The 24,157-nt window shown below is 62.8% G+C and carries 19 protein-coding genes; 9 read left to right on the top strand and 10 right to left on the bottom strand.

Annotated elements, in window-relative coordinates:
• Positions 1 to 66 precede the first annotated feature (66 nt).
• The 4 genes from K5K89_RS14320 to K5K89_RS14335 form a co-directional block, all read right to left on the bottom strand.
• Entirely contained in the window at positions 67 to 834 is a 768-nt protein-coding gene (locus K5K89_RS14320) for an SDR family oxidoreductase (RefSeq protein ID WP_071487940.1), read from the bottom strand.
• Positions 835 to 843: 9 nt separating this feature from the next.
• Positions 844 to 1,911 carry a phosphotransferase family protein gene (locus K5K89_RS14325; RefSeq protein ID WP_222539579.1) on the bottom strand — a complete coding sequence of 356 codons (1,068 nt, stop codon included), beginning with the start codon at positions 1,909 to 1,911 and terminating at the stop codon, positions 844 to 846.
• Between the two features lie 129 nt (positions 1,912 to 2,040).
• The gene (locus K5K89_RS14330) at positions 2,041 to 2,994 is read right to left on the bottom strand and encodes a 2-hydroxyacid dehydrogenase (RefSeq protein WP_071487938.1); all 954 of its coding nucleotides are present in this window, start codon (positions 2,992 to 2,994) and stop codon (positions 2,041 to 2,043) included.
• Between the two features lie 143 nt (positions 2,995 to 3,137).
• Positions 3,138 to 3,731, bottom strand: a complete 594-nt coding sequence (locus K5K89_RS14335; protein ID WP_093513374.1) for a TetR/AcrR family transcriptional regulator — start codon at positions 3,729 to 3,731, stop codon at positions 3,138 to 3,140.
• Positions 3,732 to 4,015: 284 nt separating this feature from the next.
• Here K5K89_RS14335 and K5K89_RS14340 point away from each other — a divergent pair, with 284 nt between their 5' ends.
• The gene (locus K5K89_RS14340) at positions 4,016 to 5,293 is read left to right on the top strand and encodes a serine/threonine transporter (protein WP_071487936.1); all 1,278 of its coding nucleotides are present in this window, start codon (positions 4,016 to 4,018) and stop codon (positions 5,291 to 5,293) included.
• A 177-nt stretch (positions 5,294 to 5,470) separates the two neighbouring features.
• Here the strand turns inward: K5K89_RS14340 and acnB are convergent, their stop codons facing one another.
• Entirely contained in the window at positions 5,471 to 8,080 is a 2,610-nt protein-coding gene (gene acnB / locus K5K89_RS14345) for a bifunctional aconitate hydratase 2/2-methylisocitrate dehydratase (RefSeq protein WP_071487935.1), read from the bottom strand.
• Between the two features lie 396 nt (positions 8,081 to 8,476).
• On the opposite strand from acnB, the gene K5K89_RS14350 reads away from it, so the two are divergent.
• Entirely contained in the window at positions 8,477 to 8,947 is a 471-nt protein-coding gene (locus K5K89_RS14350; RefSeq protein ID WP_071487934.1) for a DUF1289 domain-containing protein, read from the top strand.
• A gap of 134 nt (positions 8,948 to 9,081) precedes the next feature.
• Here K5K89_RS14350 and K5K89_RS14355 read toward each other — a convergent pair whose 3' ends face one another.
• The gene (locus tag K5K89_RS14355; protein WP_102592593.1) at positions 9,082 to 9,945 is read right to left on the bottom strand and encodes a universal stress protein; all 864 of its coding nucleotides are present in this window, start codon (positions 9,943 to 9,945) and stop codon (positions 9,082 to 9,084) included.
• Between the two features lie 155 nt (positions 9,946 to 10,100).
• On the opposite strand from K5K89_RS14355, the gene K5K89_RS14360 reads away from it, so the two are divergent.
• Positions 10,101 to 10,703 (top strand): tRNA-(ms[2]io[6]A)-hydroxylase, encoded by a 603-nt coding sequence (locus tag K5K89_RS14360; RefSeq protein WP_071487932.1) that lies wholly within the window; start codon positions 10,101 to 10,103, stop codon positions 10,701 to 10,703.
• Here the strand turns inward: K5K89_RS14360 and K5K89_RS14365 are convergent.
• A complete protein-coding gene (locus K5K89_RS14365) occupies positions 10,659 to 11,858 on the bottom strand; it encodes an MFS transporter (RefSeq protein ID WP_102592592.1) in 1,200 nt (399 codons plus the stop codon). The genes K5K89_RS14360 and K5K89_RS14365 overlap by 45 nt on opposite strands.
• 157 nt (positions 11,859 to 12,015) lie before the next feature.
• Between K5K89_RS14365 and K5K89_RS14370 the strand changes: the two genes are divergently transcribed.
• Together K5K89_RS14370 and K5K89_RS14375 are read left to right on the top strand one after the other, a co-directional pair.
• The gene (locus tag K5K89_RS14370; RefSeq protein ID WP_071487930.1) at positions 12,016 to 12,723 is read left to right on the top strand and encodes a winged helix-turn-helix domain-containing protein; all 708 of its coding nucleotides are present in this window, start codon (positions 12,016 to 12,018) and stop codon (positions 12,721 to 12,723) included.
• Complete coding sequence (locus K5K89_RS14375) at positions 12,724 to 14,001, top strand: ATP-binding protein (protein WP_222539580.1); 1,278 nt, start codon at positions 12,724 to 12,726, stop codon at positions 13,999 to 14,001.
• 105 nt (positions 14,002 to 14,106) lie between these two features.
• Here K5K89_RS14375 and K5K89_RS14380 read toward each other — a convergent pair whose 3' ends face one another.
• Entirely contained in the window at positions 14,107 to 14,898 is a 792-nt protein-coding gene (locus tag K5K89_RS14380; RefSeq protein WP_222539581.1) for a MipA/OmpV family protein, read from the bottom strand.
• Positions 14,899 to 14,915: 17 nt separating this feature from the next.
• A complete protein-coding gene (locus K5K89_RS14385) occupies positions 14,916 to 16,730 on the bottom strand; it encodes a serine hydrolase domain-containing protein (protein WP_222539582.1) in 1,815 nt (604 codons plus the stop codon).
• A gap of 207 nt (positions 16,731 to 16,937) precedes the next feature.
• On the opposite strand from K5K89_RS14385, the gene K5K89_RS14390 reads away from it, so the two are divergent.
• From K5K89_RS14390 to K5K89_RS14405, 4 genes are read left to right on the top strand one after another with little or no spacing between them, the layout of a single operon-like run.
• Entirely contained in the window at positions 16,938 to 18,059 is a 1,122-nt protein-coding gene (locus tag K5K89_RS14390; RefSeq protein ID WP_071487927.1) for an AAA family ATPase, read from the top strand.
• Positions 18,056 to 18,502, top strand: a complete 447-nt coding sequence (locus K5K89_RS14395; protein WP_083351457.1) for a hypothetical protein — start codon at positions 18,056 to 18,058, stop codon at positions 18,500 to 18,502. Before K5K89_RS14390 ends, K5K89_RS14395 begins: the two co-directional genes overlap by 4 nt.
• Positions 18,489 to 20,285: a hypothetical protein gene (locus K5K89_RS14400; protein WP_222539583.1), complete on the top strand. Its 1,797-nt coding sequence runs from the start codon at positions 18,489 to 18,491 to the stop codon at positions 20,283 to 20,285. The genes K5K89_RS14395 and K5K89_RS14400 overlap by 14 nt, the downstream gene beginning before the upstream one ends.
• On the top strand, positions 20,278 to 23,154 hold the full coding sequence (locus tag K5K89_RS14405) for a bpX6 domain-containing protein (protein WP_071487925.1): 2,877 nt from the start codon (positions 20,278 to 20,280) through the stop codon (positions 23,152 to 23,154). Before K5K89_RS14400 ends, K5K89_RS14405 begins: the two co-directional genes overlap by 8 nt.
• Here the strand turns inward: K5K89_RS14405 and K5K89_RS14410 are convergent.
• Entirely contained in the window at positions 23,141 to 24,040 is a 900-nt protein-coding gene (locus K5K89_RS14410; protein ID WP_222539584.1) for a LysR family transcriptional regulator, read from the bottom strand. The genes K5K89_RS14405 and K5K89_RS14410 overlap by 14 nt on opposite strands.
• Positions 24,041 to 24,157: the final 117 nt, after the last annotated feature.

Here is a 24,157-nt window from a genome sequence, read left to right on the forward strand (position 1 = left end):
CATCCTGGGACAGTTCGATCTGCGCCAAGGTTACGCGCAAATCGATCTGTAGAAACCCAGGTGTACTCAGGACAGGAAACCGCCGTCCACATTCAGCGATACGCCGGTGGTGTAGCTTGACGCGTCACTGGCCAGGAACAGCACCGCACCGGCCATCTCGCTCGGGTCGGCCACACGCTTGAGCGGGATCTGCGCCAGGGCCATTTTCAGGATGGAATCGTTCTTCACCAGCGCCGAGGCGAACTTGGTGTCGGTCAGGCCCGGCAGCAGGGCGTTGCAGCGAATGCCGAACGCCGCGCATTCCTTGGCGAACACCTTGGTCATGTTGATCACGGCGGCCTTGGTCACCGAGTAGATGCCCTGGAACACACCCGGCGAGATCCCGTTGATCGAGGCGACGTTGATGATGCTGCCGCCGCCGTTCTCGCGCATCAGTTTGCCGGCTTCCACGGACATGAAGAAGTAGCCGCGGATGTTCACGTCCACGGTCTTCTGGAACGCACCGAGGTCGGTGTCCAGCACGTTGCAGAATTGCGGGTTGGTCGCGGCATTGTTGACCAGGATATCCAGGCGGCCGAACTGCTCGCGGATACCGGCGAACACCTGGGTGATCTGCTCCATTTCACCGATATGGCAAGCGATGGCCGTGGCTTTGCCACCGTCGGCGATGATCGCATCGGCGACGTGCTGGCAGCCTTCCAGCTTGCGGCTGGAGACGATCACGTGGGCGCCTTGCTGGGCCAGCAACTTGGCGATGGCCTCGCCGATGCCACGGCTGGCGCCGGAAACGAATGCGATCTTGCCATCGAGGTCGAACAGGTGGGTCTTGGACATAGCGGTTCCTTAAAGGGACGATTTGCTGATGACGTTCAGGCTCATCTGCTCGAGCAGCTTGTTCATGTGAATGAACTGCGCAAAGCGTTTGTCCTGGGTCTGGCCATGGAAGAAGCGGTAGTAGATCTGCTGCACGATGCCGGCCAGGCGGAACAGGCCGTAGGTGTAGTAGAAGTCGAAATTGTCGATCTGGATGCCGGAGCGTTCGGCGTAATAGTCGACGAACTCACGGCGAGTGAGCATGCCGGGGGCGTTGCTCGGCTGGCGGCGCATCAACTGCACCGGCGCCGGGTCCGCCGCTTCGATCCAGTAGGCGAGGGTGTTGCCCAGGTCCATCAGCGGGTCGCCGAGAGTGGTCAGTTCCCAGTCCAGCACGCCGATGATCTGCATCGGGTTGTGCGGGTCGAGGATCACGTTATCGAAGCGGTAGTCGTTGTGCACGATGCTGGACGTGGGGTGATCGGCCGGCATCTTGTCGTCGAGCCAGGCGCGTACGGCTTCCCAGCTTGGTGCGTCGGGGGTCAGGGCCTTCTCGTAGCGGTCGCTCCAGCCGCGGATCTGACGCGCCACGTAGCCGTCGGGCTTGCCCAGGTCGGCCAGGCCGCAGGCGTGGTAGTCCACCTGGTGCAGTTCCACGAACTTGTCGATGAAGCTTTTGCACAAAGCCTCGGTCCTGGTCGCATCCAGGCCCAGTTCGGGCGGCAGGTCGGAGCGCAGGATGATGCCGTTGACGCGCTCCATCACATAGAACTCGGCACCGATCACCGACTCGTCAGTGCAATGCACATAGGCCTTGGGGCAATAGGGGAAACCGTCCTTGAGCTGGTTGAGAATGCGGTATTCGCGGCCCATGTCATGGGCGGACTTGGCCTTGTGGCCAAAGGGTGGGCGACGCAGCACGAATTCCTGGCCGGAGTATTCCAACAGGTAGGTCAGGTTCGACGCGCCACCGGGAAACTGGCTGATCCTGGGCGTGCCGTCCAGGCCCGGGATATGGGCCTTGAGGTAGGGATCGATCAGGCTGGCATCAAGCTCTTCGCCTGGGCGAATCTGGGTCGATTGGTCGTTCAGCGCCATGCTTATCCCTTCTGCTTATTCTAAAGGCCTCGGACTATTTCCTAATCTAATGCGCACAGCCGCCCAGCGACAAGGTCGGGGCGGCTTAATAGGTTAGCGTGTTGGAGGATGATCAGCGTGCCTGATCGGTCATTTCGTAGGCGGGGGCAGGGCGACCGGAGTGAGCACCGGGCGGCCGGCAAAGTACTCCACCAGGTTGTCGGCCACGCGCTGCACGGTGTCATGGGCCGCTTCCGGCGACAGCCCGGCCACGTGGGAGGTGAGCACGGTATTGCCGAGTTTCTTGAGCGCGTCGGGCACCTTGGGCTCATCGTCGAACACATCCAGCGCCGCGCCACCGATGCGACGCTGCTCCAGGGCGGCGACCAGGTCGGCGGTGACCACCACGCTGCCACGACCGATATTGACCAGGTAGCCATTCGGCCCCAGGGCATCCAGGGCATGGCGGTCGATCAGGTGGCGGGTGCTGGCACCGCCCGGCGTGGCCAGGATCAGGAAGTCCGAGGTGCGCGCCAGTTCAACGGCGGTGGCGCAGTAGGTGTAGTCCACATCGTCACGGGGCTGGCGGTTGTGATAGCTCACTTGCATGCCGAACCCCAGGGCGGCGCGCTTGGCGATCTCCATACCTACGGCGCCCAACCCGAGAATGCCCAATTGTTTGCCGCCCAGGGACGGGCGCATCACTTTGGGCCATTCGCTGCGGCGCACCGCGGCGTCGGTCTGCGGGATGCCGCGCACCAGCGCCAGCAGCAACGCCATGGCGTGATCGGCCACCGACGGCGCATTCACGCCGGCGCCGTTGGTGACCACGATCCCGCGATTGCTGGCGGCCTGCAGGTCGACGTGTTCGTAGCCGGCGCCGATCACGCAGATGATTTCCAGCAGGGGCAGGGCGGCGATTTCCTCGGCGTACAAGCCCAGCGGACCACGGGTCAGCACCGCCTTGATCTGGCTGCCGTGGGCCTTGATGGCTTCGGCGCGTTCGGCGGGTGTCGGCGCGAGGATCACATGAAAGTCATTGCCCTCGATGATGGGCAGGTATTCGTTGATGGTTTCAACCAGGACCAGAACAGTGGCGGTCATCGGAAGGCTCTTCCTGAAGGGTTTGAGGGGAGGAGTATGCGGTATTTGTGCGGTCAGAAGCGGGTCTCGACTGCGCTTGCCCGCCGCCGGAAGCGGTCGTGGTGGTATGGGTGAGGACGAGCCGGAAAAAGTTCATGGCCTGGTCATGCCGGGACGGGGGAAGGGCTGTCAACGGGCAGGAGGGCATTTCTTGCAGCCTTCAGGAACTCGTCCGACAGGCTATTGCCCCGTGTCGCACGTGCCAGGGTCACTGCGCCCACCATCATTGCGTACTGGGCCAGCATGGCTTGACGGTCACCGTCCTCGAGTTGGGCGAAGATCTCCAGGGACTTTTCAACGCCTTCTATAAAGGTGCGCTGCAAAGCGGTATCGGCCGGTTCATGGCACATGTCCGGGGCGAAAGCCGAGACCGGGCAGCCGTCGCCGGGGTTGTCGCGGTGGGTGGCGGTCAGGTAGGGCCCCAGCACCGCCTGGCGCGCGGCCTGTTGATCGTCGCTGTGCTCGATTTTGGCCTGCCAGCCCAGGTTGGCGTGCTCGAATGCCTGTTGGCAGGCTTCGGTGGCCAGGGCTTCCTTGGAGGCGAAGTGCCCGTAGAACCCGCCGTGGGTCAGGCCGGCAGCAGCCATCACGTCTGATAGGCTGATACCGTGCAGTCCGCGCTCACGAAACAGGTGCGTGGCGGCCTCGACGATGATTTCGCGGTTGAGATCGGCTTGTTTGCGGGAGACGCGAGGCATGGCAGGGCTCTCTGGATAAGCGGCGGGCGTTGTGTGAAAACTACAGTAACAGCCGTGATTCTAAAATAGATTGGTGTGGGAATGTATATTCTGCCTTCAGCCACAGGCCCCGAAAACCGCCGTCTACAGCCGCTCCTGCGGGCGTGCACCGCACCACCGTTCCTCAGCTAAGTCTTTGCTTCTTCAGAAGAATCCCGGACAATCCGGCCCCTTCTATGGTCGGGGCGCTGCCTGTCAGGTTTTTCTGACTCGTCCCGGCCGTGTAAATGCGGAGATCCGACCGGATGAATGATCAGGCCAATAGCGTCGACGAACGCTATGCAACGACACCTGCAACCCTCACAAGCTGGAGCCGCCAGGACACCACCTGGATGCTTGGCCTGTTCGGTACCGCCATTGGCGCCGGTACGCTGTTCTTGCCGATCAACGCAGGCCTGGGCGGCTTCTGGCCCCTGGTGATCCTGGCGCTGCTGGCGTTCCCGATGACCTTCTTCGCCCACCGTGGCCTGACCCGCTTCGTGCTGTCCGGCCGTGAAGGTTCCGACATCACCGACGTGGTGGAAGAACACTTCGGCATCAAGGCCGGTGCGCTGATCACCTTGCTGTACTTCTTCGCCATCTTCCCGATCCTGCTGATCTACAGCGTGGCGTTGACCAACACGGTCGGCAGCTTCATGGAACACCAACTGCACATTGCGCCACCGCCCCGGGCGATCCTGTCGTTCGTGCTGATCCTCGGCCTGCTGGCCGTGGTGCGTTGCGGCGAGCAAGTGATCGTCAAGGCCATGAGCCTGATGGTGTATCCGTTTATCGTCGCGTTGCTGTTCCTGGCGGTGTACCTGATTCCGCACTGGAACGGCGGCATCCTCAGCACCGCTAGCGTCATCCCCGCACCGTCCGCACTGCTCAACACGTTGTGGCTGGCGATCCCGGTAATGGTGTTCTCGTTCAACCATTCGCCGATCATCTCGGCCTTCGCGGTGGACCAGAAGCGCCAGTACGGCGCCCACGCCGATGAACGCAGCTCGCAGATCCTGTCCCGCGCGCACCTGTTGATGGTGGTGATGGTGCTGTTCTTCGTATTCAGCTGCGTGCTGACCCTGTCGCCGGCGCAACTGGCCGAAGCGAAGGCGCAGAACCTGTCGATCCTGTCGTACCTGGCCAACCACTTCAATAACCCGACCATCGAGTTCGCAGCGCCGTTGATTGCGTTCGTGGCGATTGCCAAGTCGTTCCTGGGGCATTACATCGGTGCGAGTGAAGGCCTCAAGGGGCTGGTGCTGAAGACCGGTCGTCGCCCTGAGGCCAAGCGCCTGGACCGCATGACGGCGGCGTTCATGCTGGTGGTGTGCTGGATCGTTGCCACGTTGAACCCGAGCATCCTCGGCATGATCGAGGCGCTGGGCGGTCCGATCATTGCTTCGATTCTGTTCCTGATGCCGATGTATGCCATTCGCAAGGTGCCGGCCATGGCCAAGTACCGGGGGCAGGCGTCCAATGTGTTCGTCACGGCGGTTGGCCTGGTGGCGATTACTGCGGTGGTCTATTCGTTCTTCGCTTAAACCTGACGCGGTAAAAATGTGGGAGGGGGCTTGCCCCCGATCGCGGTGTCTCAGTGCCGGATTTATTGGCTGACCCACTGCTATCGGGGGCAAGCCCCCTCCCACATTTGTACTGCATTCCAGGCATAAAAAACGCCGCGTACCTCACGATACGCGGCGTTTTTTCACATCAACACCTTAGGCTTGAATCACCGGGATGTTGGCGCTTGCTGCGATCTTGCGGAACTCGGCGATCTGGTCGAAGTTCAGGTAGCGGTAGACGTCACTGGCCATGGTGTCCAGTTTCGCTGCGTAGCCCATGTACTCTTCGACGGTCGGCAGGCGACCCAGGGTAGAAGCTACCGCTGCCAGCTCGGCCGAAGCCAGGTAGACGTTGGCGCCGTCACCCAGACGGTTCGGGAAGTTACGGGTCGACGTCGACACCACGGTCGAATTCGGCTCAACACGTGCCTGGTTACCCATGCACAGCGAGCAGCCCGGCATTTCCATGCGCGCGCCAGCCTTGCCGTAGATGCCGTAGTAGCCTTCTTCGGTCAGTTGGTGAGCGTCCATCTTGGTCGGCGGCGACAGCCACAGACGGGTTGGCAACTGACCCTTGACCTGCTCCAGCAGCTTGCCGGCCGCGCGGAAGTGACCGATGTTGGTCATGCACGAACCGATGAACACTTCGTCGATCTTCTCGCCGGCAACGCTCGACAGCAGGCGGGCATCGTCCGGGTCGTTCGGTGCGCAGAGGATCGGCTCGTTGATGTCGGCCAGGTCGATCTCGATGATTTCGGCGTATTCCGCGTCGGCATCGGCTTCCATCAGCTCAGGGTTCTTGACCCAGGCTTCCATCGCTTGGGCGCGACGTTCCAGGGTGCGTGCATCGCCGTAGCCTTCACCGATCATCCAGCGCAGCAGGGTGATGTTGGAGTTCAGGTATTCGGTGATCGACTCTTTCGACAGCTTGATGGTGCAACCGGCAGCCGAACGTTCAGCCGAGGCGTCGGACAGCTCGAAAGCCTGTTCCAGCGTCAGGTCGTTCAGGCCTTCGATTTCCAGGATGCGGCCGGAGAAGGCGTTCTTCTTGCCTTTCTTCTCTACAGTCAGCAGACCCGACTGGATCGCGTAGTAAGGAATGGCATGAACCAGGTCACGCAGGGTGATGCCAGGCTTCATCTTGCCTTTGAAGCGCACCAGGATCGATTCCGGCATGTCCAGTGGCATCACGCCAGTGGCTGCGGCGAACGCAACCAGACCGGAACCGGCCGGGAACGAGATGCCCATCGGGAAACGGGTGTGGGAGTCACCACCGGTACCCACGGTGTCCGGCAGCAGCATGCGGTTCAGCCAGCTGTGGATGATGCCGTCGCCTGGACGCAGCGATACACCGCCACGGGTCATGATGAAGTCAGGCAGGGTGTGGTGGGTGGTCACGTCGATCGGCTTTGGATAGGCCGCGGTGTGGCAGAACGACTGCATTACCAGGTCGGTCGAGAAGCCCAGGCACGCCAGGTCTTTCAGTTCGTCACGGGTCATCGGACCGGTGGTGTCCTGGGAACCCACGGTGGTCATCTTCGGTTCGCAGTAAGTGCCAGGACGAACGCCTTTGCCTTCTGGCAGGCCGCACGCCTTGCCGACCATTTTCTGCGCCAGGGTGAAGCCTTTGCCGGTGTCGACAGGCGCTTCAGGCAGCTTGAACAGGTCGGTTGGGCCCAGGCCCAGCTCGGCACGGGCCTTGTCGGTCAGGCCGCGACCGATGATCAGCGGGATACGGCCACCGGCGCGGACTTCGTCCAACAGCACCGGAGTCTTCATTTCGAAGGTGGTGATGACTTCGTCGGTGCCGTGTTTGCAGACCTTGCCAGCATGCGGGTACAGGTCGATCACGTCGCCCATGTTGATGTTGGAAACGTCGAATTCGATGGGCAGTGCGCCGGCATCTTCCATGGTGTTGTAGAAGATCGGGGCGATCTTGCTGCCGAAGCAGAAGCCGCCAGCGCGCTTGTTCGGCACGTACGGAACGTCGTCGCCGAAGAACCACAGTACGGAGTTGGTCGCGGATTTACGCGAGGAACCGGTACCGACCACGTCACCGACGTAGGCGATCGGGAAGCCCTGGCCGCGCATTTCTTCGATCTGCTTCATCGGGCCGGTCTTGCCTTGCTCGTCCGGCACAATGCCTTCACGGGCCATTTTCAGCATGGCCAGGGCGTGCAGTGGGATGTCGGGACGGGACCAGGCATCCGGCGCAGGGGACAGGTCGTCGGTGTTGGTTTCGCCGGTCACCTTGAATACGCGCAGGCTGATCTTGTCGGCCAGGGTAGGGCGGTTGCGGAACCACTCGCCGTCAGCCCAGGACTGGATCACGGCTTTGGCGTGTTCGTTGCCGTTACGGGCTTTTTCGGCCACGTCGTGGAACGCATCGAACATCAGCAGGGTGTGCTTGAGTTGGGCGGCGGCGACGGGAGCCAGTGTGGCGTCGTCCAGCAGCTCGACCAGGGTCACGATGTTGTAGCCGCCTTGCATGGTGCCAAGCAGTTCAACGGCGCGTTTCTTGTCGATCAGGGGGGAAGTGGCTTCGCCCTTGGCCAGGGCAGACAGGAAACCGGCCTTGACGTAGGCAGCTTCGTCAACGCCTGGTGGAATGCGGTTGGTAATCAGGTCAACGAGGAATTCTTCTTCGCCAGCCGGGGGATTTTTCAGCAGCTCGACCAGGCCTGCGGTTTGTTCGGCGTTAAGCGGCTGGGGAACAATACCCAGGGCTGCGCGCTCTTCGATATGTTTGCGGTAGGCTTCAAGCACAGTTATTACCCTCATCAGTGGTCCCACGGGACGCTCATCCAGAAATGAACGGCACGCATGCGCTCGGGGGCTTTTTGGGCCGCAAAGCCAGCGCTGCCGGCATTCCTCACAGAAGCTGCTTTCAAAGTTTTACGCCTGCAGAACGGAGCTGATGAGGGTTGGCGAGGGCTTTGACCTACCGAGTCAGGGCCCGCGCCAACACCGTTCTGAAGGAACGACTGTGCTCGTGACGCTTTGAAAACAGCTTCCAGCGGATTATTGGCGCCTTACAAGGCCGGATGATTCTACGGCAAAAAATTTCTAAAGGTAAGTTGCCTGACCAAGTTTGCTGGGTGATCACGCTTAGACAAAGGGCTAACATGGCGCATTGTTTTGCTGATCTGCGTGTCGTTACCCATGTCCAACCAAACCATCAAGACCCCCTGCGTCGGCCTGTGCTCCACGGTTTACGGCGATGTGGTGTGCCGTGGCTGCAAGCGCTTCCACCACGAAGTGATCCAGTGGAATGGCTATAACGAGGAAGAAAAACGCGCGGTCTGGCTGCGATTGGAGCAGCTGTTGGTGCAGGTGATGGCCGGCAAACTGGAGGTGTTCGACCCCAAGACCCTGCGCGGCCAGCTGGAACAGCGCAAGATCCGCTTCGTGCCGCACCAGTCCGAGTACTGCTGGGCCTACCAGTTGATCGCCCGGGGCGCGCGGGTGATTTCCAACCTGGAGGCGTATGGGATGGTGCTATTACCGGAATTTCGCGATTGGCCGTTGCCGGACCTGCGCGACGCGATTGACCGTGAGTTCTTTATCCTGTCCGAGGCGCATTACCAGCGCTATATCGCGCCCGGCTTTCTGCGTGATGTGTTTTCCAACTGACAACGGATAACCCCTGTGGGAGGGGGCTTGCCCCCGATGGCAGTGTGTCAGCCCGGGATGTATCAACTGACACACCCTCATCGGGGGCAAGCCCCCTCCCACATTTTTTATCTTCATTGTTTGAAAGGTCGGCATCAGGCCTTGGTGGCCTGCTCCACCAGGCGGTCCATCACTTCGTCAGGTTTCAGCACCAGCACATCACTCTCCAGGGCATCCAGCACCACCTCTGCGGTGTTACCGATCAGCGCCCCGGAAAGACCTGTGCGCCCCACGGTGCCGAGGATGGTAACCGCCGCCGGCAATTGGTGGGCAAGGTAGGGGATCAGTACATCGGCAGGGCCTTCTTCAATATGCAGGTGCTTGTCATCCACATCGAACTCAGCCTGGAACGTCCTGCATTGCTCGCGATACCGCGCCTCGATGGTTTCCTTGAGTTGGAATGTTGGGTCCGCCGCCGACAGCATCGGTGACGGGTGTGCGCTGATCACATGCAACTGCGCCTTGGCCAGGTTGGCGATATCAAAGCCATGGTCAATGATCGAGTTGTGCAGCGAACGGTGTTCGCCATCGGTATTGCCTACGTCGATCGCCGCCAGGATCTTTCCGCCCATCCAGGGTGTAGACGTCTTGACCAGCAATACCGCGCTCGGGCAATAGCGCAGCAGCTTCCAGTCCGCCGGCGTCAGCAGGGCTTTTTTCAGTGGGCTGTCCGGGAAATGCTGCTTGATCACCAGCCCGCAGCCTTCGGCCTGCTGCACGTCGATAATGGTTTCATGCAGGCTGGTATTCCATGCCTGCTCGGTGCTGACGCGGTAGCCGTCTTCCTGCAGGCCCGCCTTGAGTAGCGCCAGCAGCGCCGAGTGCTCATGCTTCTTGTCGCAGACCAGCAAGTGCAGGTGCGCGTCGGTGACCCCGGCGATCAGCTTGGCGCGCTTGAGGGCCAGGCTTTCCGAGTGCTCGGGCTCGATGATCACCAGAATGCTGCGGATGGCTTGCATGATCGGGATCTCCATAAAAAAGGGCGGGGCCTGGAACAACTATAGTTGCTGGCGCGCGCACGTCATGTTGATGCACATCAAGGCCGGTGGCTGGTGGTCTGCGGCGGGGTCGGTATAATCGCCGGCCTTTTGTGATCCTTTTGCCCGTGAGCCCGATGAACCTGCCAGAAATCCACGAATTCCTCGGTTGCCGCACCCCTGATGCCTGGGTCCAGGCCGCGCTGGCCGATCAGGAAACCCTGCTGATCGACCACAAGAACTGCGAATTCAAAGCCGCCAGCACCGCCCTGAGCCTGATCGCCAAGTACTACAGCCATGTCGACCTGATCAACATGATGTCGCGCCTGGCCCGCGAGGAGTTGGTGCATCACGAGCAGGTCATGCGCCTGATGAAAAAGCGCAAGATCGAGCTGCGCCAGCTGCATGCCGGGCGTTACGCCTCGGGCTTGCGCAAAGTGGTGCGCAGCCATGAACCGGTGAAACTGGTGGACACCCTGGTGGTCGGTGCTTTTATCGAAGCGCGCAGTTGCGAGCGTTTCGAAGCCCTGGTGCCGCATTTGGACGAAGAACTCGGCAAGTTCTATTTCGGGCTGCTGAAGAGCGAGGCGCGGCACTTCCAGGGTTACCTGAAGCTGGCGTACCAGTACGGCGACGCCAAGGACATCGCCCAGGTGATCGAGCGGGTCAGGGCGACCGAGCAGGACCTGATCGAGTCACCCGACATCGAGTTCCGCTTTCACAGTGGCGTGCCAGCCTGAGGCCACGGCCACACCGAGCAATGCGGCGATCCCGGCCAACAGCAGGATCACCGCCTGCGTCCCCAGCGGCGCCGCCAGCAACGCCACCGCCAGGCCCGCCAAGGGTTGCGGCAGGTTGTTGAGCAGGGTGATCACGCCCACGGTCTTGCCGAAGTCCTGCACGGGAATCACCCGCTGGCGGGTGCTGCGCAGGTAGACGTTGAACATCTTGTCGAAACCGGTTACCAGCAGGAAACCCACGGCATACAGCCATACGCCGGGGCTTGCGGCCATGATCAACGCCCCCATCCCGATCATCGAATACGACAAGCCACCCAGCACTTTCAACGGCAGGCCGGCCCGGGCCAGATAAAACAGAATGCCGATGGTCACCAGTGCACCCGCTGCCTGCAGCAGGGCATAGGCGTCCTTGTCTGCTGCAAAGTGGCCGGTGACCATCGCCGCCGATGTGGCCAAGGTGACGCCAATGATCAGGTTCACCCCCACGGCCAGGGTGATGATCCGTTTCAAGTCCGGCAGGCTGCGGATATGCCCGAACGCAATCTTCAGGGGTTGTAGCCAGATATCCTGATGCTGTTCGAAGGTTTCCAGGTGCGCCGTGCTGGAGCGTTGCCACGCGCGCATCGCCAGGTCGGCCAGTACAAACAATCCGGCCACTCCCAGCACCACCCAATGCCAGGCCCAGACTTCCAGCATCAGCGCCGCCACCAGCGGCCCCAGCACCAGCCCGCTCTGGTCGGCGATCTGCGAGTAGGAGAGGGTCTTGGCGTAGCTGTAGTGCGCGAAGATGTGCGGCATCAGCACTTCCCGCGCCATGATGCCCTGGGTCGTCAGCACCCCGCACAACGCCGAGAGCAGGACAATCCAGTAGAGGCCATCGAACACCCCATGCAAGACCACCGCGAGCACACACGCCAGCGCCCGGTAAACCTGGCTGATCTGCAGCAGGCGCACTGGCGCGAACTTGTCGCACAAGGCGCCACACACTGGGAACGCCAGGTAACGCGGTAGCGACTCGACGAAGAATGCCAGTCCGGCCCAGGCTACACTCTGCGTGGTCTGGAATACGATCAGGGGCACGATGAACAGCAGGATCTGGTCCGCCAACCGCGAGAGGAACAGCGAAACAAAGAACGCCAGGTAATCCTTGCGCATACAGCTCCCTGTGGCTGGCGTTAAAGAGTGGGGGGTATTTGTTAAAAACTCTTAAAAGCATGAAGCTTCGTCGGCAACGGCTGGCCAGTTGCTTAAGTTGGGCAGCTTGCCACTTATAATGCCCGCTCTTCAATCTGCGTCTGCACACTGAGAACTTATGGAAAACCTGGGGCTGGGCAAGGTCTTGCTCGTTGAAGACGACGAAAAACTCGCGGGGCTGATCGCGCACTTCCTGGAGCAGCATGGCTTCGAGGTGCGCGTGGAGCACCGGGGCGATGAGGCCCTTGCAGCGTTCCTGGCGTTCAAGCCGAAGATCGTCGTGCTGGACCTGATGCTGCCTGGCCAGAGTGGCCTGCATGTGTGCCGTGGGATCCGCACGGTGTCTGACACGCCGATTGTGATCCTCACGGCCAAGGAAGATGACCTGGATCACATCCTGGGCCTGGAGTCCGGTGCCGACGATTATGTGATCAAGCCGATCAAGCCGCCCGTGCTGCTGGCTCGCCTGCGTGCCCTGCAACGGCGCCAGGCCCCGGAGCCGACGGTGCGCGGTGCCCTGGCGTTCGGGCGGTTGGCCATCGATCGCAGTTGCCGGGGGGTCAGCCTGGGGGATGACAAGATCGATCTGACCACCATGGAATTCGAGCTGTTATGGCTGCTGGCCAGCAACTCAGGCACGATCCTGTCCCGCGATGACATCCTCAACCGCATGCGCGGTATCGCGTTCGACGGCCTCAACCGTAGCGTCGACGTGTACATCAGCAAACTGCGCAGCAAGCTCAACGACAACCCCCGTGAACCGGTGTGCATCAAGACCATCTGGGGCAAGGGCTACCTGTTCAACCCGTTCGCGTGGGAGGCTTAAATGCTGCGGCTGTTTCTGCGCCTGTATGTGATCCTGGCCCTCGGTCTGGCGGGGGCGATCTGGCTGGTCAACTACACCTTCGACGAGCTGCTGCCCGAAGCCAACGAAACCTATAACCGCGAAGCCTTGCGCGGCCCGGCGTATGCCCTGGTAGAGCAACTGCGTCCGCTCGGCGCCGACCAACGCCAGGCCCGGCTGGCCGAGTTGCAGCCCCATTATGGGCTGCACTTGAAATTGGTCCAGAAGGACACCCAGGCGCTCACCGAGCGCGAGACACAACTGCTGGCCGCTGACTTGCTGGTGGTGCGCGGTGATTTCATGGAGTTCCTCGCCAGCATTGACGGTGGCCCGCAGTTGCTGGAAATCAAACTGCCGGAAGAGCCCAAGTGGCTCTACCTGTGGGCCTATGGTTTTCTCGGGGTGTGCCTGGCGATCGTGCTGTATTTCTGGGTGCGCCCGCACTGGCGCGACCTGGAGCATATTCGCCTGGCCGCACAACGCTTCGGTGACAACGACCTCGGTTCACGCATCCTGCTGCCGCGCCGTTCCACCGTGCGCGAGCTGGCGGGGCACTTCAATCAGATGGCCGAACGCATTGAAAGCCTGATCGCCAACCAGCGCGAACTGACCAACGCCGTGTCCCACGAGCTGCGCACGCCGATTGCGCGCCTGTCGTTCGAACTCGACCAGCTCAAGCAACAAATCGACCCGCGTCTGCGCGGCGAACTGATCTCCGACATGTATGCCGACCTGGGCGAGCTGGAAGAAATGGTCTCCGAACTGCTCACCTACGCCAGCCTGGAGCGCGGCGCCACCCAGGTCACCCGCGAGCGCATCGAGGCCCACAGCTGGCTCGACAGTGTGATCGGCAGCGTGGCGCTGGAGGCCGAAGCCGCCGGTATCCAGTTGTCGTTGCGCACCTGCGAAGTGGACTACATCCAGATCGAACCGCGTTTTATGGCGCGGGCGGTGATCAACTTGCTGCGCAATGCCATTCGGTATGCCGAGCGGCGTGTGGAAGTGTCGCTGGTCAAGTTCGGCAGCGGCTATGAAGTGCGGGTGTGTGACGACGGCCCTGGTGTGCCGGAGGAAGGCCGCTCGAAGATCTTCCAGCCCTTCATGCGCCTGGACGACAGCCGCGACCGTCGTACCGGTGGCTTCGGCCTGGGCCTGGCACTGGTGCAGCGGGTGTCGCAGTGGCACGGCGGCCAGGTGCAAGTGCAGGATTCGGAATGGGGCGGCGCGTCGTTCCGGATGACCTGGGCCTACGCCGAATAGCGCTTTTACATTCAATGGAGATCAAGTGTGGGAGGGGGCTTGCCCCCGATAGCGATGTGGGCTGATCCACCGCCATCGGGGGCAAGTCCCCTCCCACCTATCCAATCAGAACGTGTATTCCAGCACGCTCATCACCGACGTCTGCAAGCGCCGCTCCACAATCGGGCTCTTGCCCGCTTCATCCGCCAGGTACTGCACATCCAGCAAGGTCGAGAACTCGGTGTGCTCGCTGATCGGCAGGCTCCAGGCCAGGTTCAGGCCATTGCTGATATTGCCGGCACCGGCCTTGTAGGCCTTGAAGCGGCTGCGCGCGGCTTGGCCGGTGGTGACGCCGTACCAGGTCTGCATATAGTCCCGGTCGCCAAAGTGGCTGTTGATGCTGGCATCGACGGAGCCATAACGCCCCTCGTACAGCGTGGTGCCCAGACTCAATTCCAGATGGGTGAACGCCTTGCCGCTGTCCTTGTGGTCATCTTCCTTGAGGGCATGTTCCAGGGTCGCGCCGACAATGGCGCCGCCGAGATTGTAGTGGGCACTCACGCCCAGTTGCGGGCGTGACTTGATTTCGCCCATGCCCTTGAGGCGCTTGGAGCCCAAGTGCAGGGATTCGTTCTTGTCCTTGCGCGATGCGCTGGCGCCGACATACGCACTGAAACTCAAGGCGTTGCCTTCGTAGCCCCAGCCCAGGCCCTTGTCGGTATCGAGGAAAATTCCCCAGGGGCTGACAATGGCGCCGCCGAACACCGGGGCAGTCATGCGCTCGTCACTGCCGCTGTAGCGCGGCAGATTGGCCACGCCGGCTTTGAGGCTGTAGGTCCAGTCCTCGGCCAGTGCAGCGTCGGCGCCTGCCAGCAAACACAACGAGGTGAGGGACAGGCAGAGGTTTTTGGGGCTCATCAGGGTTTTCATGTCGGTCAGAAACTCAAGGGTGGATGGGTACGTTTGAAGGAGTAGCCCGAGGCGCTCAGGCCGTTGACCTGGCGGCTGACGGTGTCGCCCAGGCCATAGCCGTTGCCGGCGAGCACGGCATGGGCGTTGTCCACGGGCAGCAGGATGTAGTCGGTCAGCGGCTCGTCGTGCAGTTGGCCGCGAATCACCAGGAAACCTTCTTCCAGGCGCACGCTGATGCCGCTCAACGGCGCATCGGGCTCGTGGGTGTTGAGCACTTGGTAGGTGCCGACGGTGTCGGCCCAGGCCATGGGCAAGGGTGGCGGGTCGATGCGTTCGCCGATGGCGATGCGCTGGCCGTGGCTGCGCGCGGTGAGCATCTGCCGGCCCTGCACGGTGATCACATCCAACTGCACGCGGCCGAGTTCGCCGAGGTCCTTGAGCCAGAACCCCAGGACTTTCTTCTGCGCGCGCAGCCAGCCGTGGTCGTCACGCAGCAGCTCGAAGTCGTAGCCGGCCAGTTCGCCACGCAGCCGACCGGCGTCGTCCCGGATGCGGAACACGCCCCAGGCGGTGGCGTAAAACCCGGACAGGCGCTGGCGGTCGACGGCGGCCGGCACCTGGCGCAGCTTGAGCCCGTGACGGGGCGCCTGGCAATCTTCGCTGCACACCGGCTCGCCGGTCTGCGCCTGGAGCATCAGGCGCAGGGTGTCGGTGGCCAACGTGGCAACCAGGTCTTCGGCGTTGCTGTCATTGGCCATGATGATCACCGCCAGTTGCTGGTCTGGCAGCACGGTCAACTGCGCGGCGAAATCATCGCCGCCACCGCTGTGCTGATAGGTGCGCACCCCAGGCCCGACCGGCTCGTCACCGCACGGTGCGAGAAACCAGGCCAGGCCGATCCGGCAATCGAAGTCCAGGGCGTTGCCGGTGTTTTGCTGGGTGAACATGTCATCGATGGAGCGCTGGTTCATCACCCGGTTGCCCTTGTACAGACCCTCGGCGAACAGCATCTGCACGTAATGGCTGAGGTCCTTGGGGCTGGCCCATAAGCCGCCGGCCGCCAGGTCGCGCACCTGCGCGTCGGTGCTGGCGATACCGTCCTGATAGCCCTGGGCGCGATAGCTCACCTGTGCGGCGGTGCCGATAAAACTCGCCTGGTTCATCTCTAGCGGCTTGAGCAGGCTGTGTTGCAATTGGGCCTCGAACGCTCTGCCGCTGCTGCGCTCGATCGCCGCGCCGACCAGTGCATAACCCAGGTTGGAATAGGCCACCTGGGTGCCGGGCGGTGTACTCAGCCAGACGCCGGACAGGCGCATCGGCATCTGCCCCATGGCATAGCTGTTGCGCAGGTCGCGCAGGTGCTCGCTGGGCAGGCCGGATTGATGGCTGAGCAGGCGGCGCAAGGTGATGTCGCGGTCGGCGGCCTGCTGGTCGGTGTGGAAACGCGAGCGCACATAGAACTCGCGCAACGTCTGTTGGATCGGTGCATCCAGCGCCAGCCGCTGCTGTTCAACCAGTTGCAGGGCGGCGCTGGCGGTGAGCAGCTTGGAGATCGCACCGGCGCGAAACGCCGTGTTCGGCGTCACCGGCACGCCCAGTGTTTTGTCGGCCAAGCCGAACCCACGGGCCCAGATCAACTCCTGGCCATTGACCAGGGCAATCGACAAACCGGGCACGTTGGCGTGGGCCATGTCCCGAGGGATGCGGGTTTGCAGGTAGCGGATGATCGCGCTGTAGTCGCCCTTGGGGATCGGCGGCGGGGCAGAGGCTTGCCCATGGCAGCCGATGCTGCCCAGCAGGCAACCGAGCAATGGAATACCGCGCAATGTGCGAAGCATGAAGAGCACCCGGCAGGTGGTTTGGATGCTCGAATGCTAGGGAGGCCACACCCGGAGGTCTTTGGCAGCTTTGTCGAGAAACTGTCAAAGAGTGTTAACGCACCAGCCCATGAGCACGGCTGACTCCTTACAAGAACATGTAACAACGCTTTGCTATTACCTTGGCCTCAGGCAAGATTCAGCGCTTTGGTTTCAGGGAAGACGCCCATGATTGCTCAGTTGCAAAGCGCTGCCGCGCAAATCCGCCACGCTGTACGTGCCGCAACCGAAGGCTTGGTGGGGCGCGAGCAATTGGCCGAACTGATCGTGCTGGCGGCGGTGGCCCAGGAACATATCCTGGTGATCGGGCCACCCGGCACCGCCAAGAGCGCAGTGGTGCGGCGCGTCGCGCAGTCCATGGGCGGGCGCTATTTCGAGTACCTGCTCGGGCGCTTCACCGAACCGTCCGAACTGTTTGGCGCGGTCGACCTGAAAAAGCTGCGCGAAGGCACGGTGGAAACCGATGTCAGCGGCATGCTGCCGGAAGCCGACATCGTGTTTCTCGACGAAGTCTTCCTGGGCTCCACCGCGATCCTCAATACCTTGCTCGGCGTACTCAACGAGCGGCGTTTCCGCCGTGGCCATACCCAGGTGCAATGCCCGCTGCGGGTGTGCGTCGGCGCGGCCAACGGCCTGCCGGACGATGACGCGCTGGCGGCCTTTGGTGACCGTTTCCTGTTGCACCTGTTTGTCGAGTCGGTGCCGGACAACCAATTGGAGGCGATGTTGGCCGGTGGCTGGCAGTCGGAGCAGCGCCCGGTGCAGCAGTTACTCGGGCTAGCGCAACTGGACACCCTCGGCCAGGCCTTGAAACACGTCGACTTGAGCGTCGTGCGCCCGGCACTGGCCCAGGCCATTCGCCGTTTGCGCGAAGCCGGTATCCAGCTGTCCGACCGGCGTATTGTCAAATCCCAACGCCTGATCGCCGCTGCCGCGTTGCTCGGCGGCCGCCTCGAAGCCAGCGACGCTGACTTGTGGCCGCTGCTTTACGTGTTGCCAACCCAGGCTACCCAGCAACACGGTCGTGAAGTGCTGCGCGACTTGTTTGCCGCCTCCAGCAACAGCCATCTGTTCAGCGCGGTGGAAGAGGCCACGTTGCAGCCGATGTCACGCTTGAATCGCCTGCTGGAAACCGCCGAAGACTATCTCGCCCGCAGCGAACCGCCGACCAGTACGGCGCTCGAAGGGTTGTTGCGCGAAATTGATGCGAACTTCAACAGCCAGACGATGCCCGAGCCGTTGCAGCAGGCACGGGGGCAACTCACACGTTTGCTGACACCTGCCGAATGAGTGCGTTGACCCATTCTTGGCGCTGGCGCTCACGCCAGGCACCCGCCGAGGCGCAAGCCGCCGTGGCCTGGGGTGATGCGGCACGCCGGATGCTCAGGCGCCTGGCGCTGCTGGAGGCTGGACTCGCCGCGCGTCTGCACGCCACGGCCAACGGTGAGGTGCTGGTGGTGACGGGCTCGACGGCTGATCTGCCGTGGGTCGACGGCGTGGCTTACGCGGCCCCCAGCGCCAGCGCGCCACACCTCTGGTTGCCGACCAGTTGGGAGCCGGATGTGCCCCAGGACCTGTTGGGCCAGGCCTTTTCAGCACGCTTCAAGCGTTCGCCACTGCTGGTGTGGCATGAGCCTGCGGCCGTGGTCCCGCTGGACCGCTTGCTGGCTGTTTCGCCCGCCCTTGTGCAACGTATCGCTGATTATTGGGGAGTCACCCATGCAACTGCCTGAGTCGCTGCAACCCTGGCGGCACTGGCTGGAATGGTTTGCCCCGGAACAGTTACCCGTGTTCGCCGACCTGCTGGGCCGCCTCAACCCCCTGTTGGGACCGCTGCGAGGCCTGCACCAGGGCGGTGTGCCGGAGCCCGACGGCCTGGGCGACCTACACCGGCGCGGCCCCTATGAGCGGCTGCTGTCCAGCGAATGGCTGCTGGCCGATGAAGTGCCCGATGAGTTCCTGCGCCGGGCGGTCGGCGGCGAGCATATGTTCCTCGCGCCACAGTACCGCGCCCAGGCGGCGAACCGCCTGATCGTGGTGTTGTTCGACGCCGGCCCCCTGCAACTGGGCGCCGCGCGCCTGGTACACCTGGCACTGCTGATATTGCTGGCGCGGCGAGCCGAGGAGGCGGGGGCGCAATTGCGCTGGGGCATTCTGCAGGGCACGTCGGTGTTGCATGAGCTGGACTCGTCGGCGCAACTCAAGCGCTTGCTCGAAGCCCGCACCTATGAGGTGGTGAGCGACACCCATTGGCTGGCTTGGCGTGACGCCCTGGCCGAACATCGGGTGGGAGAGTGCTGGGTGGTCGGCCAGCGCTTGCCGCCTACCGATTCCAAGACCTGCACCCACCGCGTGCAGATTGCGCGCAACCTGGACGGACGCAGTCTGTCTTTTGCCTTGCAGTCACGACGCGTGTCGCTGCCCATGCCCGACGAGCAACAATCGGTGCGCCTGCTCAAGGGCCAGTTCGAAAACGCCGCGCATACCCCGGCGCCCACCGCCAGCGGGCGGGTGGCGCGGGTGGCTTTGACATTGCCACCGGTCATCTCCGGCTCAGGCAACTATGTCGCCCTGCGCCTGCTCGACGAACATGGCATGGCGGTGATCAAGCTGCCGCACAAAAACCAGAAAAAAGCCCTGGAGGTGCGCCGTCGCCTGTGGGGCAAGCACCAGCATGTGTTTGCCGCCGCGTTTAATTATCGCAGCCTCGGTGCGGTGCTCGGTGATGGCCAGATCCTGACCTTCTGGAATATCCCCGGCCTTGTTTCCGCCAACAAGCCTGCACGCGAAGAGCTGCACTTGCCACCGGGCACCGCGACCTTGCTGCCCGCGGTGTGGCTGCGCGGCCAACAAGCGGAACGCCTGTATGTGCTCGATACAAATGGTCAACTCGCCCACTGGCAGCGTCCCGGTCATGGACCGAGGGGCGCGTTTTTCTCGGTGACCAACAATGTCATAGGCTTGGCGCAGCTGGATGCCTTGTCGTTGGTCTACGCCCGCAGCGAGGCCGGGCAACTGGTGGCGTACCCCGCAACAGCCTCCGGTGTCCGCAGTTCCGGCTATGCGGTCGGTGCAGCGGCCGGGGTTAGCCAGGTACTGTTCGCCAGCACCGCCCACTGGAAGTACACCTTTGGCGGGTGCGCATTACTCACTCACCATGATGGCCGCCAGAGTTGGCGCCTGGTGACCCACGACAGCTTCCCCGCGAAAAGGGCGCAGATCGATTTGGCGCCGGGCTGGAGTGCTATCGGCCTGCATCACCACGTGGCCGCGCAGGAGTGCTATGCACTGGTACTGCTGGGCCCGAACCAGCACACCGTCGGCCTGTACTCGGAAGGCCTGCAACAGACGCTGTTCACCACCTCCGCACCGATTGCCCGTGCGAGCTTCTGTCCCATGAGCGGGCTGGTGGCGGTGCTGACCACCGCCCGGGAACTACTGGTGTTCAACGTCACCGAGCGCGACATGCGTCTGCAAGTCATGTGCGACCTGAAACAAGAGCCTGCCCATGCATGAGCACGAACCCCTGCTGATCCGCCGACCGCTGCTGACCGGCCACCAGTCCATCGACGGTGTGTGGTTGCCTGCTGACCGCTTCACCACGCAGGAGCGGGCTCGCCTGATCCTCGGACACTGGCGCACGGGTGCCGCTGCCTACCGTTTTGCCGACGGAGATGTGTTGCAGTTCAGCGCGCCCGTCGCACTGGATTGCCAGACCCTTGCCGGCTGGCCGCTGGTCCGCCAGGGGCGTGGGTTGTGTTCGGCACGGCTGACCGCTGACGAGCTGCGTGCTTTACCCACCGCCGACTTGTGGCTGGTGCGCGGCAGCCAGGTTCACGCCTTGCAGCTGCGCGACGCCGAGGTCCTTGAACCTGGGTTGTGGCTGGAGATCAGTGCCTACACCTTACTCGATACCTTCGATTGTCATGCGCCGGTTGTGCCGCTGCTGCCCGTGCCGGACATCACCGATGTGCGTGAGATCCTTGGCGGCTTGGCGCCGGTCAGTCCCGAGCAGGAAGGCGTGATCCGCGCATTGCTGGAGCGCCAACTGCCAGCGCCGAAAGCAGCGCCTCCCAAGGCGGCCCAGCCATGGGCCAGTGAGGCGCCCGCGCAGTACCCAGCGTTGAAACTGGGCGCTACCCTGGCGTTGGTCGCCGGGTTGATCTGGATGGCCATTCACAGCCAATCCCAACCCTTGACGCCGATTCCTGCTTCGACCACTGAAGACATCAGCCGCGTGATCCTGGGTATGTTGCTAGGCGCAACGGTGTTCACTGCCTTGTTGATGGGCATCAACAAATACCTGCGTCGAGGCGTGCGGCCCGTCGGCGCCGTGCCTTCAGCACCGGCTGATCCGGGCATCGCCGAGCGGGCCAGACCGGCTCGGTATAAACCCTCCGCCTGGCGCCGTTGGCTGACCCGTCTGACCGAGCGTTCAAAATTGTCCAGGCTCTACGGCAAACGCCAGGCCGCCTACATGCAGCGCATGCTGGAGATGTTCGAGGACGGTGATTTTGCCGAAGCCTTGCGCCATGCCATTCCTCTGGGAGGCCAGGAACCGGAGGCTGAACAGAACTTCGGCACGCCGCAGCGGCGCGAGGACCTGACCCTCAGCCAGCAGAGCGGGCCAGGCCGCGCCTATCACTTCGAACAAAGCCTGACCGAGCACCTGCGCGAGGTCTATCGCCGCTCCTACGAGCGCCTGGCCCGGGAAAACCGGATCGAAGAAGCGGTATTTGTCCTCGCCGAACTGCTCAAGGAGCGGCAGGAAGCCCTCGACTACCTGGAAAAACACGCACGTTACCAACAGGCTGCCGACCTGGCCCTGGCCTGGGACATGCCGTCAGCGGTCATCGTGCGCTTGCTGTGCCTGGCCGAGAACTGGCAGCGTGCCTTATTGGTGGCACGGCGTGACGATGCGTTTGCCGATGCCGTGGTGTTGCTCCAGGCCAGGCAGCCGCAGATTGCCGAGCGTTTGCGCCTGGAGTGGGCCGAATCGCTGATCGCCAAGGGCCTGTGGCTGCAAGCCGTCGAGGTGGTGTGGAGCCTGCCGGATGAGCGCCCGCGCGCGGCGCAATGGTTGCTGGATGCCGAAGCGGCCGGTGGGCGGCTGGCGATGGGCGCCTTGGTCAAACGCGCGATTCTGCTGCCGCAGACCCTGGAAGCTTATGGGCCGTGGATCGAACAGTTGCGTGACGATCCCGACCGATACGCCGAGCGTGATGCCCTGGCGCACGCCCTGTTGGCGCACAAATCCGATGCCGCTGCCCTGAGTTGGCTGGCCGGTGCCACCGTGCACGCGGTGATCGCCGACCAACTCAGTGGTCGCGGCGGGCTGAACTTCAATCAGCTGCAAGCGCTGGTCAAGATGAGCCGCGATAAATTATTGCAGGCGGACTTGCCTGGCCAGGCCCTCAAGCGGCCTGCCATGCGCTCGTTGGTACGGGTGGGCGACGCGCTGGAGTGGACCGCCCCGACCCAGGGCAGCCGACCGATATACGACGCGGTGGCGCTGGATGACGAGCGTTACCTGGTGGCGCTGGGCGAGGCCGGTGCGATGGTGACGGATGCCAGCGGCCAGCCACTGTTCCACTTCGCCGTGCCGGCCCAGCGGATTGTCCTGGCCCACAGTCGGCAGATGGCGCTGGTGCTGGCCCGGCGTGACCGGGTGTGGCGCATCAGCAAGCTCGACCTGGTCAACCGTACCGCCACCGATCTGGGCGTGCAGGTGTTGGATGTATTCGCCGAGCAGTTTGACGGCAGCGCCTGGACCCTCGGTCACGACCGGCAACTGCGCGTGGTGGACGTGGACCGCAACTTTCAGACCCTGTGGCATGTCAGCGACTTGCCGGGCGCGCTGCGCGCGCTCAAGAGCAACGAACATAATGAATTCCTCTGGCTCTACAACCCGCGCGAGGGTGTCGAACGCTGGCACTATCGCTTGCCTGAGCGTCGCTTGGCCGGGCGCGATCCGGCATCCGCGCAGTCGGAGGAGAGCCACGCGCTGTACTGTGCACTCGACCAAACCATCGAGTACGGGATCAGGTGTCGCGATGACGAAGAGCCGACGCTGATCCTGGATGTCAATGGCAACCGCAAGGGGTATCGCATGCCGGGCTGTGACGAAGGTTTCTTCGACGGCGACCCGGTGCGCGTTGCCCTCGACGCGCAGTGGTTGGTGTTCGGCTATATCGCTGGTGAACGCGACACGCGCTGGCACTTTATCCATCGCGCCAGTGACCACCTGTGTGCGGTGCTGCACTGGCCTCGTTACGAAGTGAACATCCGTCGCACCGAGGACGGCTGGCTGTTATTCGATGACCAGGGGCGTTTGAGCCATGTCACCGTGGACGGTGCGCGTCTGCGTAACCTCAGCTTGCACTGACCGAGTCCGGCATCAACGTGGCAATCAACGCCCGAATGGTGCCGGGCAGCGCCTCCAGCTCCCGCACCAGGATGCTGCGCTCGCGGATTGCCCAGGGCTCATCCAGCTTCACCGCCACCAGCCGCATGGTACGGCTGTGGCGCACAGCGGCGGACTCGGGAATGATGCCGATGCCCACGCCGGCTTCGACCATGCGGCAGATCGCCTCGAAACTCGACACCTGGATGCGCAGCGACAAGTGTTTGCCCAGTCGCTCGACATGTTCACGCAAGAAGCTCAGCAAGGTGCTGCCTTCATGCAGGCCGATGTGTTGGTAGGCGAGGGTCTGTTCCAGGGTGACTGAGGTTTGTTGCGCCAGTGCATGCCCCACCGGCACCATCAGCACCAGTTTATCCGTGCTGAAGTGCAGCACCTGCAACCCCGAGGCTTCCACGGGGCCGGCGATGATGCCCATGTCGCTGGTGCCATCCAGCACACCACGCACGATGTCGCGGGACAGGCGCTCTTGCAGGTCCACCGTTACGCCAGGGCGCTGGGACAGGAAGCCCGCCAGCACCTCTGGCAAGAATTCGGTGACCGCCGTGGTGTTGGCAAAAATGCGGATATGCCCGGCCGAATCCACGCCGTATTGGGTGAACTCGCTTTTCAGGTAATCCACCTGGCGCATGATCAACCGCGCATGGTGCAGAAGGCGCTCCCCGGCCGGGGTGATCTCCACGCCACGGCTGTCGCGGTACAACAGGCGGGTGTCGAGTTGGCCTTCGAGGGCCTTGATCCGCGCACTGGCGGCGGCCGGCGAAAGAAACGCACGCTTGGCGCCCTGGGTCAGGCTGGGGGATTCGGCGATGTGGATAAACAGGCGCAGGTCGGCCAGATCGAAGTGCATGCAAGACTCCCGGGACAGGATGGCGGCGTTCAGCATAACCGAACGCTGGTTTATTGAAATGCAAATTCCCGGAACGGGTGCGTCCTTGCATGATCCGGGGCAGACACTCACTGCCCG

This window comes from Pseudomonas sp. DR208 (assembly GCF_019823005.1).
In the GTDB taxonomy this organism is placed as follows: Bacteria; Pseudomonadota; Gammaproteobacteria; order Pseudomonadales; family Pseudomonadaceae; genus Aquipseudomonas; species Aquipseudomonas extremorientalis.

Coding starts and splice junctions, on each gene's coding strand:
- K5K89_RS14320 (WP_071487940.1), bottom strand. CDS start 834: ATGTCCAAGACCCACCTGTTCGACCTCGATGGCAAGATCGCATTCGTT.
- K5K89_RS14325 (WP_222539579.1), bottom strand. CDS start 1,911: ATGGCGCTGAACGACCAATCGACCCAGATTCGCCCAGGCGAAGAGCTT.
- K5K89_RS14330 (WP_071487938.1), bottom strand. CDS start 2,994: ATGACCGCCACTGTTCTGGTCCTGGTTGAAACCATCAACGAATACCTG.
- K5K89_RS14335 (WP_093513374.1), bottom strand. CDS start 3,731: ATGCCTCGCGTCTCCCGCAAACAAGCCGATCTCAACCGCGAAATCATC.
- K5K89_RS14340 (WP_071487936.1), top strand. CDS start 4,016: ATGAATGATCAGGCCAATAGCGTCGACGAACGCTATGCAACGACACCT.
- K5K89_RS14350 (WP_071487934.1), top strand. CDS start 8,477: ATGTCCAACCAAACCATCAAGACCCCCTGCGTCGGCCTGTGCTCCACG.
- K5K89_RS14355 (WP_102592593.1), bottom strand. CDS start 9,945: ATGCAAGCCATCCGCAGCATTCTGGTGATCATCGAGCCCGAGCACTCG.
- K5K89_RS14360 (WP_071487932.1), top strand. CDS start 10,101: ATGAACCTGCCAGAAATCCACGAATTCCTCGGTTGCCGCACCCCTGAT.
- K5K89_RS14365 (WP_102592592.1), bottom strand. CDS start 11,858: ATGCGCAAGGATTACCTGGCGTTCTTTGTTTCGCTGTTCCTCTCGCGG.
- K5K89_RS14370 (WP_071487930.1), top strand. CDS start 12,016: ATGGAAAACCTGGGGCTGGGCAAGGTCTTGCTCGTTGAAGACGACGAA.
- K5K89_RS14375 (WP_222539580.1), top strand. CDS start 12,724: ATGCTGCGGCTGTTTCTGCGCCTGTATGTGATCCTGGCCCTCGGTCTG.
- K5K89_RS14380 (WP_222539581.1), bottom strand. CDS start 14,898: ATGAGCCCCAAAAACCTCTGCCTGTCCCTCACCTCGTTGTGTTTGCTG.
- K5K89_RS14385 (WP_222539582.1), bottom strand. CDS start 16,730: ATGCTTCGCACATTGCGCGGTATTCCATTGCTCGGTTGCCTGCTGGGC.
- K5K89_RS14390 (WP_071487927.1), top strand. CDS start 16,938: ATGATTGCTCAGTTGCAAAGCGCTGCCGCGCAAATCCGCCACGCTGTA.
- K5K89_RS14395 (WP_083351457.1), top strand. CDS start 18,056: ATGAGTGCGTTGACCCATTCTTGGCGCTGGCGCTCACGCCAGGCACCC.
- K5K89_RS14400 (WP_222539583.1), top strand. CDS start 18,489: ATGCAACTGCCTGAGTCGCTGCAACCCTGGCGGCACTGGCTGGAATGG.
- K5K89_RS14405 (WP_071487925.1), top strand. CDS start 20,278: ATGCATGAGCACGAACCCCTGCTGATCCGCCGACCGCTGCTGACCGGC.
- K5K89_RS14410 (WP_222539584.1), bottom strand. CDS start 24,040: ATGCACTTCGATCTGGCCGACCTGCGCCTGTTTATCCACATCGCCGAA.